Genomic DNA, 721 nt, shown 5'->3' on the forward strand with positions numbered 1-721 from the left:
CCCAGGAGAACACCACGAACTGCGGGGGCTTCTCACCGGGCTTGAGCTTCTCCGGCCGGGGCAGATGCGGCTGCGCCCCGGTGTAGGCGGTGGAACCGTCCCCGATCAGACGGACCACGTTCTGGGGCGCCGGTGCTCCCTTCTGCGGACCGGACGCCCCTTTCTCGGAGTTGGTGCCGCTCGCGCAACCGGCCAGCGACGCGGCACAGGCCGCGGCGGCCACGGCGCCGGCGGCGATCCTCTGGGTGGTGGCCAATTCCGCCCACCTTCTTCCTTCTCTCGGCGAACGCCCATGACGGCGTTTTATGGCGGTGTGCCGGGTATGTGCCGACAGCGCGGTCAAGGTCGCATAGGACCGAGAGAGGGATTAATACGACAAGCCGATGAAATGCTCACTTCACCCAAGAGGGGGAATGAGTGCACCATTTGCGCAGAAAATCCATGCCTGACCTTTACTCTGCATTACGATTCGTTTACCGATTGTTGATCCATCCCGCCGCTGTACGCCGTGACCCACGGCCGCGACCGAGCCCCCGCCGCCGGGCGAGGGGACCCACCTGTTCCGCGACCGCGCCGCCCGGAGGAGACGGGAAACATGTCATCAGCCTGCGTACCCACCCACCCCGAGCCCCCGGGACCGGCCCGCGCCGAAGCCACAACTCCCCGCCGCGGGACCCGTGCTGACCGTTCACGGCCCCCGGCCACGTCCCCGGCCACTCCC

General features: G+C 67.8%; 1 pseudogene. It reads right to left on the reverse strand.

Features of this window, described 5'->3' with window-relative positions:
* A pseudogene (locus AAW13_RS43780) lies at positions 1–256 on the reverse strand (hypothetical protein); the annotation flags it as partial.
* Positions 257–721 lie beyond the last annotated feature (465 nt).

Origin of the sequence: Streptomyces humi (assembly GCF_001005085.2) — a bacterium.
GTDB lineage: Bacteria > Actinomycetota > Actinomycetes > Streptomycetales > Streptomycetaceae > Streptomyces > Streptomyces humi.